We start from the raw sequence: 10,192 nt of genomic DNA, 5'->3' as shown, positions 1-10,192 counted from the left end.
TCGCAGCGCGTGACGGTGGCCGGGGATTGGGAACGGCAGACCGACCAAAGCATCAAAGAATCGTCCATGCGCCGTGATATCACCGCCGATGAAGAAAAACGCACCGTTGTGGCCAGGGAAACCACGATACAGTCCACGGACAAAACCACGGTATTGGGCACCGCCACGTTACTGGCTGGTGCCGTGGTGCAGATTGCCCAGGGGGATCACAGTCTGGCCACGCAAGCGTGCTATGTGGCCAGCGTTGGCAAATCGGCGACATGGGACGTAGGGCAAGACCTGATAGAGAAAATCGGCAATATCCGCCGCAGTATTGCCGCACAGCGCCAGGAACTTATCGCGCCGGTGGTGTGGGTAGGTAATCAGCAAATCAACGTGATGCAGTTAATGATCGATACGCTGGACGTGGTGCAGGAACTGGCAGAGCAGACCGCCACGCATACCCATGCCAACACCGGCGCACCGGTCAATGCCAATGCTATTGCAGCAACCGGCACCAAATCCAGCGCACTACAGATTAAGTACAGCCCGGTTATCGGGTAACGATCCCGCCAGAAACCAGCCCGCCAAGCGCGGGCTTTTTGTGCCTGCCATATAGCGCCGCCAATCCCCCCACACGGCGCTAGCGTTATCAATCGCCCATCGCCTTACCCATGAATCTGATCGCCTCACCACGTCCCGCAGGTGCAGCCAGTGCACACACAAAATAAACGTCCACATGACAAAATCGGCGCTACACCGCACCCGCCTGCGGTTTTCGGATCAGGAAAATTTTTCAGTTTTATTTTTCTACAAACCGATACGCCAGCCCGCGCCGTTGCTGGGCTTGTGGTAAAAATCACAAACTGAAATGATTGAAAGAAATTTCAAGTTTTTTCAGTTTGAGGATCGCTTATGGATCGAGAGAGAGTTTTATCTATCAGATAAATAAAGATTTTGTGTGTATTTTGTCGGGGTGGATCTAAGCGGCTGGTTTTTAACCCCGCTAAATGACAAGATAAAAGTCAAGCGGGGCAATAAGTTAGGAGGCTGGACTGAAATTTAACGACTGAAAATTATAGTTTGCCTTCGTTTATGTCAAAGCCAACAATTTTTTTGTTGCTCAGATCGTAGGTGCATTCATAGGTCATAGTTATTTTAGCGTTGAACCCATTAGTAAATCTCACTTTGTCACCAATGAATGTCATCTGTTTCTTTGATTCATTCAGGCGGAAATATGAAAACATGGGGGTTAATATCCCATCAGTCCACTCATGGTCATACTTTGACGCCTTTTCTATAATAGGTCGGCAGACGGAGGCCGCTGCAATCCAGTTTTGATCAAATATGCACTGGCCGTCACTTGCGGTACATACTTTAGGTGCCTCTGTTTTAGATGTGGGTTTGTCATCGCTGCCACCGAATATTTTCATTCCTCCCCACACCAGAATAACTAAAACAAAAAAGCTACCAATGGCTTGTACTGCTGTAGTTGAGGGGTTTTTGACTCCGCAGTGGGGACACACTTTTGCCGAACTAGAAACCTCTTTTTTACATTCCTTGCATTTTGTTAAATGCCATGAGAAAAGTCCTATTCAAATGAAAGGGTTTATCATAGAACAGCTTGTTGCATTCAGCGGTGGTTTTTTTTTGGATGGACGCAAAGTGGACATTGGACATAAAAAAGGGATCATGCCTTCACATAACCCCTTGATTTAATTGGTGGAGCTGGCGGGAGTTGAACCCGCGTCCGAAATTACTACACCGTCGGCACTACATGCTTAGTCTAGTCTTTACATTCGCCGGTTAGCTGCGAACAGACACGCCACTAACAAACTAGCCTGATTGGATTTAACACTTCAACCCCAGGCAGGGCATCCACGCGATCTCTTTTGGGTTTGACCTCTCTTGATCCCCGTCCTAAGAGCGGAGGCTAGGGAGAGAGGGCTCAGAGCAGGTTATTAAGCTGCTAAAGCGTAGTTTTCGTCGTTTGCGACTATTTTTTTGCGGCTTTTTACGAGGCAAACCGCCCCTCGGCATGCTCCTAAGGCTACACAATCCCGTCGAATCCAGAATCAGCCCCAAGTACTTCAGTAGTATAACAGAACCGTGACGCCCTAATCCACTGTTAGCGGTTGGCGTTTTTCATGATGCGCGCCTTGTCCGTTTGCCACTCGCGCTCTTTGATATCCGAACGCTTATCGTGCTCTTTCTTACCTTTGGCAACACCAATCTTCACTTTTGACCAGGCGTTCTTCCAATACAGCGAAAGCGCAACCACGGTGTAACCTTCACGATTAACCCGTCCATAAAGTGAATCCAGCTCGCGCTTGTTAAGCAACAGTTTTCGGGTGCGTGTAGGGTCACAAACCACGTGGCTTGACGAGGCCAATAGTGGCTGAAAGGTAGCACCAAACAGAAAAGCCTCACCACTGTGCAACAGTACATAGCTGTCGCTGATGTTGGCCTTACCTGCGCGTAGTGATTTTACTTCCCATCCTTGCAACGCCAATCCCGCTTCGAACTCTTCTTCAATGAAGTATTCGTGGCGAGCACGCTTGTTTTGCGCAATGGCGGCGGAGCCGGGTTTATAAGCTTTTTTCTTTGTCATAGTGTCGTCATTATACCGGATGTTAAAGGGAAAGACATCACTGCCGCATCAGCGAACGCACGTTGAGGAAGGGATGCGATCGTCGCCTCAGAATTTTTACCATCCGGGCCATCGGTGCTATTATTCCGCGCGTTTGAAGTAATACGGAAAAAGCCATGCCCAAGATTAGTCGCTCTGCACTGGTGCCCTACAGCGCGCAACAAATGTACCATTTGGTGAATGATGTCGCCTCCTATCCCCAGTTTCTGCCTGGCTGTACCGGGAGCCGCGTTATTGCTGCCAACGCTGAAGAAATGACGGCCGCTGTCGATGTCTCTAAGGCCGGGATCAGCAAAACCTTTACCACGCGCAATACGCTCACCGAGAGCCAATGCATCAGTATGCAGTTGGTTGATGGTCCGTTCCGTCAACTGAGTGGCGATTGGCGCTTTATTCCTTTAAGTGCTGATGCTTGCAAGGTGGAACTGCATCTTGATTTTGAATTCACCAATGCGTTGATCGAACTGGCCTTTGGCAAGGTGTTTAAAGAATTGGCAAGTAATATGGTGCAGGCCTTCACCTTGCGCGCCAAAGAGGTATACCGTGCCTGAAATCCGTGTCGATGTGGTTTATGCGCTGCCAGAACGTCAGTATCTGCGGTCCGTGACGGTGGAAGAGGGCGCAACGGTGGAGCAGGCTATTGTTGCTTCCGGGTTGCTGACATTGCGTACCGATATCGATCTACAGGTTAACAAAGTCGGGATCTTTAGCCGACCAGCCCGTTTGGCGGACGCAGTAACTGAGGGCGATCGTGTAGAGATCTACCGCCCGTTGATTGCCGATCCTAAAGAATTGCGCCGTCAGCGCGCGGAGCGTTCCAAAAAATAAGGCACAGTCTGTGCCTTATTATGCGTGCTCTGATCACCGCTCCACTATCAATTCAGCGTTGGTTGATTTTTCACGTTGGTCAAAATGCCATCCTGACTGAAGGTCAGTGTCAGTGTCAGCGTTTGCTGTTTTACTGCCCCATGCCCGGGTTGCTGGCGGAAAACGTAGAACCAGGTGTCACTGCCAAAGGGGTCTTGCATCATCGGCGTACCCAATGTATAGGCAACCTGTTGCTTGGTCATACCGGTGTGGATTTTTGCCACATCAGCCGGTGCCAGATAGTTCCCTTGGTTGATATCTGGACGATAAACCAGTCTTTCCAGCGTAGAACAACCGGCGGTCAGCATAACAACCATCGCGGCGATGACGGTCAGCGTTTTACAGCGCATAGTAAATACATTCCTTAAGGGCATAGGTTGCCGATGATAATAGACCTTGCCTGTCTTGAAAACCGGCAAAGCGCTTGTATGACCACCGGAATGCAAAAAAGTTGATTATTTCTGTCTGAACGCTAACGGTAAAACGCACTCAATTAACCATGGCTCGCGATGCCTGCTGCTGTTTTTACGCAGCCAGTAACTCTTTGGCGTTCGCCAATGTGTTTTTGGTGACTGCGCTGCCACCCAACAAACGGGCCAGTTCTTGCAACCGTGCGCGTTTGTCCAGCGGTTGCATCAGCGTTTCAGTAGCAGCACCATCGGTATGTTTGCTAACAAAGAAGTGTTGATGACCGCAGCCAGCAACTTGCGGTAGGTGGGTCACACACATCACCTGCGTGGATGTGCCGAGTTGACGCAGCATTTTGCCGACAATTGCGGCGGTCGGGCCACTGATGCCTACATCCACTTCGTCGAAAATCAGCGCTGGGGTATCCATTTTACGCGCAGTGATTACCTGAATGATCAGTGCGATGCGGGAGAGTTCACCGCCGGAGGCGATCTTCGCCAGAGCCTGATGCGGTTGACCGGGATTGGTCGTGACCAGAAACGCGATGCTGTCTGCACCATAGGCTGTCAGGCGCTCCGGCGAAAACTCTGCTTCAATGGAGAAATGGCCGTGCGGCATGGCGAGTTCATGCATCTGTGCCGTAATCAACTGAGACAATTCATGTGCATGGTGTTGACGGCGGGCATGTAACTGTTCCGCAGCGTGCAGCGCCTGTTGGTGATACTCACTAACGGCCAGGCTGAGCGTGGCGTGGTTGCTCTCTTGTTCTGCCAACTGCTGCTGTTCATCCAGCAGTTGCTGGTAGAAGGCCGGCAGGTTTTCCGGAGCGACGTGATGTTTGCGCGCCAGCGCCATTTGGCGTGATAAGCGCTGCTCCAGCTCATAGAGTCGGGTCGGATCGAGATCCGTTTGTTCGCTGTAGTGGCGCAACTCATCGCTGGCTTCGCTGATCTGAATGCTGGCTTCTTCCAGCATATTCAGCACGCTGCCCAGTTTTTCATCCATAGTAACGAGTTCGCCGAGTTGGTGCTTTGCGCTGTGGAGCATGCTCATGATGTTCTGATCGTCGTTTTCGCTGAGCAACTGCAATGTCTGCTGGCTGAGTGACAGCAGTTGACCACTATTAGCCAGCCGTTTGTATTCGACGTCAATTTGTTCGTATTCGCCGGGCAGTGGGGCAAACTCTTTCAGCTCCTTGAGCTGGTATTGCAACAGTTCGCGGCGTGCCTCACGTTCGATATTCGCTTGTTGCAACTGTGCCAGATCGCGACAGCTTTGGTGCCACTGCTGCCAGATTTGTTGCATGGCAGCAAGTAGTTGCGGTTCGTCGGCATAGGCATCCAGCAGATGACGTTGGTGTTCAGGTTTGAGCAACAACTGGTGAGCGTGCTGTCCGTGCAGTTGGATCAGGTGCTGGCCGAGCTCACGCAACTGCGATAATGGCACGGCGGTGCCATTGATAAACCCGCGTGAACGCCCGTCTGCACTGATCACCCGGCGTAGCAGGCACTCGTTGCTGTCATCCAGTTGGTTTTGCTCCAGCCATGCTTTTGCCGCAGAGGTATCGCTGAGGGCGAAACGGGCACAGATATCGGCACGCTGTGCGCCTAGACGCACCATGCTGGCGTCAGAGCGGTTGCCCAGGCACAGGCCCAATGCGTCAATCGCGATAGATTTGCCCGCGCCGGTTTCGCCGGTGATAACGCTCATACCTGATTGAAAATCAATTTCTAACTCACGCACGATAGCGAAATGACTGATAGTGAGTTGCGCCAGCATGAATCACCTTCCTGTATGTAACAACAGACTGTAATTGCATACAGTATAATGCCGTTTTTTAACCAGTAAAGTGGCCAGCGCGAAATTTTAAAATAATTTTTTCGACCACCCCAGCTTTGTGCTTAGCGTATTGAAATATATGTAATTTTCTTGGTGTATCAAATTTAGCGAGTATTGGCTGCGAGTAATCAGTACCTCTTCCCCTTCCTGTACCGGCAGGGTTATCTGGCTGTCACAGCTCAACTCCAGATCGTGTGTGATATGAGAAAACTTCAGGCGGATGGTGCTGCTGCTGTTTATCACCAGTGGGCGCGCTGAAAGCGTATGGGGAAACATCGGCACCAGCGCGATGGCATCCAGTGTCGGTGCCAGGATGGGGCCGCCACCGGAAAGCGAGTAAGCGGTGGAACCGGTAGGCGTTGAGATAATCAGGCCGTCCGAGCGTTGAGAGAAGGCGAAACGATCGTCAATATAGACTTCAAATTCAATCATATGGGCGACTTTTCCGGGGTGCAGTACCACTTCATTGATCGCCGTGCTGGTGCTGTCAGGCTGATTGAGACGGCAAACGTGCGCTTCCAGCATAAAGCGCCGTTCGCTCAGGTAGCGTCCTTCCAGCACCTCGGTAAGCTGTTGCTGTGCCTGATCGGGATCGAGATCGGTCAGGAAGCCGAGATTTCCCCGGTTGACGCCAATCACATCAATGTCATAGCGAGAGAGCACGCGAGCGGCACCTAGCATATTGCCATCGCCGCCTACCACCACGGCCAAATCGGCTTGCATGCCGATTTCCGCTAGGCTGCCGGTCAACGCATCGGGCAGGTTTAGCTCGTGGGCAATATGCTGCTCCAGCATGACTTGGTAGCCCTTGCTGTGCAGCCAGTGATACAACATCTCATGCGTCGCCAGTGCCGTGGGGTGGCGCGGGTGGCCCACAATGCCAATGCAATTGAACTGTTTCGTCATCGTTATGCTTTTCCTTACCCTGAGCCGCCCGGTATCACGAAATCTGTCGGTATATGTGACTACTTCTCTTGAATCCCCGGTTTTCATCCCCATAATAAGCGAACAAGCGAGATGAATGCTAAAACCGCGGAGAATTTCATGAGTAGTAAAGAACAGAAGTCGCCTGACGAGCAAGTCGTAGATCAAATGGAAGCGGCACAGGGGCAACATGCGGAAGTGGAACCTGCAACGACAAACGTCGCCGATCCGCGTGATGAACGTATTGCCGAATTGGAAGCGCAACTGAACGAACTACAGCAGCGTGAGCGCGATACCGTGCTGCGCGCGCGTGCCGAAACGGACAATATCCGCCGTCGCGCTGAAATGGATGTGGAAAAAGCGCACAAATTTGCGCTGGAAAAATTTGCGGGTGAAATGCTGCCGGTGATTGATAACCTCGAACGTTCACTGGATGCCGCCGATCGCAGCAATGAGTCCCTTGCCTCGTTGATTGAGGGTGTGGAACTGACGCTGAAATCGTTGTTGGATGCTGTGCGCAAGTTTGGTATCGAGGTGGTGGGTGACGTGAACGTGCCGTTTAACCCGGAAGTTCACCAAGCCATGACCATGTTGGAATCGGCTGACCATGCGCCCAATTCCGTAATGATGGTGATGCAAAAAGGTTACACCCTGAACGGCCGTTTGCTGCGTCCCGCCATGGTTGCCGTTTCCAAAGCGAAGGGCTGATTTCCCTGAGCGACCCGCGCGTGCCCTGAAGGCACGCGTAACAAATTGAAATCAATAAAAACCCCAAGTGACTTTACCTTGGGTTTTTTTGTTTATATTTTGTTAACAATATGGCGCGGATCACATTTCTAGCAATGAGCACGTGTTGGGTGCCGTGATAGCGCAGAGGTAGCCCTGAACCTATCAGGCTAACATTATGTCCCTGCTTAATGTGTTGGTTTTAGCTATTGCAGCAATCCGTTTTACTACTTTAAATGCACTTGATAATCATTATCATTCATGGCAGAGTGAAGCATTGAGGTAATAAAGGATCATTGTATGCCGGGAAGCCGAGTGATAGAGACTGCCAGCCGCACGTCAAGGAAGCTTAAGTTTTCCCTGATGGGGCCAGCATTTATAGCGGCGATTGGCTATATCGATCCGGGTAACTTCGCCACCAATATTCAATCGGGGGCAGCCTACGGCTATCAATTGCTGTGGGTGGTGGTATGGGCCAATCTGATGGCGATGCTGATCCAGTTGCTTTCTGCCAAGCTGGGGATTGCCACCGGAAAAAATCTGGCAGAGCACATTCGCGATCGTTTCCCTCGCCCAGCGGTGTGGGCCTATTGGGTGCAGGCGGAGATCATCGCCATGGCAACCGATTTGGCCGAGTTTATCGGTGCTGCCATTGGCTTTAAGTTGCTGTTAGGGGTTTCTCTGCTTGAGGGCGCGATCCTTACCGGTATTGCGACCTTCCTGATTTTGGCACTGCAACAGCGTGGTCAAAAGCCGCTGGAGATGATTATCGGCGGGCTGCTGCTGTTTGTCGCTGCCGCGTATATTGTCGAACTGATCTTCTCGCGTCCTGAAATGGCCTCGCTGGTGCGTGGCATGGCGGTGCCGCAGTTGCCCACCTCGGACGCAGTGCTACTGGCCGCTGGAGTGTTGGGGGCCACCATTATGCCCCATGTGATTTATCTGCACTCTTCATTGACCCAGCAGGGCGAAGACCACACCCGTGCCGAACGCTATGCTGCGACCAAAATCGACGTGGCAGTGGCGATGACCATTGCCGGATTCGTCAATCTGGCAATGATGGCTACCGCGGCGGCGGCGTTCCATTTTAGCGGCAATCAGGATATCGCCGATCTGGAACGTGCCTACCTCACCCTCGATCCACTGTTAGGGAAGGCAGCGGCGACTATTTTCGGCTTAAGCCTGGTGGCTGCGGGGCTCTCTTCGACCGTCGTGGGGACGCTGGCTGGCCAAGTGGTGATGCAAGGGTTTATCCGTTTTCATATTCCACTATGGGTGCGGCGCACGGTCACCATGCTGCCTTCATTTATTATGATTATGTCCGGCATGGAACCCACTCGCGTGTTGGTGCTGAGTCAAGTGCTGCTCAGCTTCGGTATTGCGTTGGCGCTGGTGCCTTTGCTGGCCTTTACCGGAAATCGGGCGTTGATGGGATGCATGGTCAATGGTCGTTGGGTACAGAACACCGGTAATGCAATTGTTTTTGTTGTGGTTTCTCTCAATGCTTATCTGCTGATCAGCACGTTTTTCCTCAGCTAACGCAATATAATATTTCTCACGTCTAACGGATTGTCGTCACAATAAATGTGATGGCAGTCCATTTTTTTTATCAAAAGGCTGGCGCTCATTTTTCCTCCTCTATTATCTGGAGCATTAATACGAACAGTGTTCGCATATGAGAACAAAAGAGGTGAGAGATGCCAGCTTTTGATTACAGTAATCCCGTCAAATTTCATTTTGGATTAGGGCGACATAAGCAAGTGGGCGACATTGCCCGTCCTTACGGTAAAAAGGCGCTGCTGGTGGCGTCAGACAGCTCCAAACCCACCGTGCAGTTGCAGGCGGTGCAACAATCGCTGACGGAAGCGGGCGTCGCATTTGCGGTTTACGATCGCTTTATGCAGAACCCGTTGTCCACGCTGGTGGCTGAAGGGGCGCAGGTCGCGATCGATGAAGGGTGCGATCTGGTGATCGGTCTTGGCGGCGGCAGCACGATGGACATGGCGAAAGGGATCGCCTTTTCTGCGGTTAATGAAGGTAGCATCTGGGATTACGTGTTTGGTCGTAAAGTCGGTACCAGCGCGTTGCCGATCATCCTCATCCCAACGACGGCAGGCACCGGCAGTAAGGCTAACCGCACCGCGGTGTTCACCAACCCGGAAACCAATGACAAGAAAGGCCTGGTGAATCCGCTCATCTACCCGAAGGCGGCCATTATCGATCCTGAATTGATGCTGATCCTGCCAAAACGCGTGATCGCCGGACCGGGAGCCGATGTGCTGTTCCATGCGCTGGAATCCTACATTTCCAAGAATGCCACGCCGTTCAGCGAAATGCTGTCCCTGTGTGCGATTGAGTTGATCGCGCAGAACCTGCCACTGGTCTATGAAGATGTCACCAACGTGGCCGCCTGGGAGAACGTCACGCTGGCCAGCTCATTGGCGGGCATGGCAATTGACTGCGCGGGCACCACGTTGCCGCACGCGTTGCAGCACCCGATGGGCGGTTTGTTAGATGTGGTGCACGCGGAAGGTATCGCGGCCATTTACAAACCCTTTATGGAATATACCTGGCCTGCGGCACCGGAGAAATTTGCTGCTATCGCCAAAGCCATGGGGATCGATACGCGTGACATGAGCCAGGAACAGGCGGCAGAAAACAGTGTGGCGGCGGTTCATCCGTCATTCCGCACCTGATTTTTCTTTTTTCGGGACTTGACGGTATTCTGAAGTTCTGAATTTATTACTGCTTTTTGCAGACCAATCAGCATGAGTACTCCCCACGTTACCATCCGTAACC

General features: G+C 51.9%; 10 protein-coding genes, 1 other RNA gene and 1 pseudogene. 7 read left to right on the top strand and 5 right to left on the bottom strand.

The window, feature by feature from the left end; translation table 11 throughout:
* Positions 1 to 543: pseudogene (locus ACTBDZ_RS11820) on the top strand (hypothetical protein); the annotation flags it as partial.
* A gap of 783 nt (positions 544 to 1,326) precedes the next feature.
* Positions 1,327 to 1,698, top strand: coding sequence for a hypothetical protein (locus ACTBDZ_RS11815; protein ID WP_438815456.1), 372 nt, complete (start codon positions 1,327 to 1,329; stop codon positions 1,696 to 1,698).
* A gap of 1 nt (position 1,699) precedes the next feature.
* Here the strand turns inward: ACTBDZ_RS11815 and ssrA are convergent.
* Both ssrA and smpB read right to left on the bottom strand, forming a co-directional pair.
* Positions 1,700 to 2,062, bottom strand: a transfer-messenger RNA (tmRNA) gene (gene ssrA / locus ACTBDZ_RS11810).
* A 45-nt stretch (positions 2,063 to 2,107) separates the two neighbouring features.
* Entirely contained in the window at positions 2,108 to 2,590 is a 483-nt protein-coding gene (gene smpB / locus ACTBDZ_RS11805) for an SsrA-binding protein SmpB (protein WP_438815455.1), read from the bottom strand.
* A gap of 155 nt (positions 2,591 to 2,745) precedes the next feature.
* Between smpB and ACTBDZ_RS11800 the strand changes: the two genes are divergently transcribed.
* Both ACTBDZ_RS11800 and ACTBDZ_RS11795 read left to right on the top strand, forming a co-directional pair.
* Entirely contained in the window at positions 2,746 to 3,180 is a 435-nt protein-coding gene (locus tag ACTBDZ_RS11800; protein ID WP_438815454.1) for a type II toxin-antitoxin system RatA family toxin, read from the top strand.
* On the top strand, positions 3,173 to 3,457 hold the full coding sequence (locus ACTBDZ_RS11795; protein WP_438815453.1) for an RnfH family protein: 285 nt from the start codon (positions 3,173 to 3,175) through the stop codon (positions 3,455 to 3,457). The genes ACTBDZ_RS11800 and ACTBDZ_RS11795 overlap by 8 nt, the downstream gene beginning before the upstream one ends.
* Positions 3,458 to 3,504: 47 nt before the next feature.
* Here ACTBDZ_RS11795 and bamE read toward each other — a convergent pair whose 3' ends face one another.
* The 3 genes from bamE to nadK form a co-directional block, all read right to left on the bottom strand.
* Positions 3,505 to 3,846: an outer membrane protein assembly factor BamE gene (bamE, locus tag ACTBDZ_RS11790; RefSeq protein WP_438815452.1), complete on the bottom strand. Its 342-nt coding sequence runs from the start codon at positions 3,844 to 3,846 to the stop codon at positions 3,505 to 3,507.
* Positions 3,847 to 4,021: 175 nt separating this feature from the next.
* The gene (recN, locus tag ACTBDZ_RS11785) at positions 4,022 to 5,683 is read right to left on the bottom strand and encodes a DNA repair protein RecN (protein ID WP_438815451.1); all 1,662 of its coding nucleotides are present in this window, start codon (positions 5,681 to 5,683) and stop codon (positions 4,022 to 4,024) included.
* 87 nt (positions 5,684 to 5,770) lie between these two features.
* A complete protein-coding gene (nadK, locus tag ACTBDZ_RS11780) occupies positions 5,771 to 6,649 on the bottom strand; it encodes an NAD(+) kinase (protein WP_438815450.1) in 879 nt (292 codons plus the stop codon).
* A gap of 138 nt (positions 6,650 to 6,787) precedes the next feature.
* Between nadK and grpE the strand changes: the two genes are divergently transcribed.
* The 3 genes from grpE (at position 6,788) to ACTBDZ_RS11765 (ending at position 10,089) form a co-directional block, all read left to right on the top strand.
* Positions 6,788 to 7,375 (top strand): nucleotide exchange factor GrpE, encoded by a 588-nt coding sequence (grpE, locus tag ACTBDZ_RS11775; protein ID WP_438815449.1) that lies wholly within the window; start codon positions 6,788 to 6,790, stop codon positions 7,373 to 7,375.
* A gap of 318 nt (positions 7,376 to 7,693) precedes the next feature.
* Entirely contained in the window at positions 7,694 to 8,932 is a 1,239-nt protein-coding gene (locus ACTBDZ_RS11770; RefSeq protein WP_438815448.1) for an Nramp family divalent metal transporter, read from the top strand.
* Between the two features lie 158 nt (positions 8,933 to 9,090).
* On the top strand, positions 9,091 to 10,089 hold the full coding sequence (locus ACTBDZ_RS11765) for an iron-containing alcohol dehydrogenase (protein WP_438815447.1): 999 nt from the start codon (positions 9,091 to 9,093) through the stop codon (positions 10,087 to 10,089).
* Positions 10,090 to 10,192 lie beyond the last annotated feature (103 nt).

The organism is Symbiopectobacterium sp. (genome assembly GCF_051710365.1).
Taxonomy (GTDB): domain Bacteria; phylum Pseudomonadota; class Gammaproteobacteria; order Enterobacterales; family Enterobacteriaceae; genus Symbiopectobacterium.
This window is presented reverse-complemented; position numbering and strand designations above follow the sequence as displayed.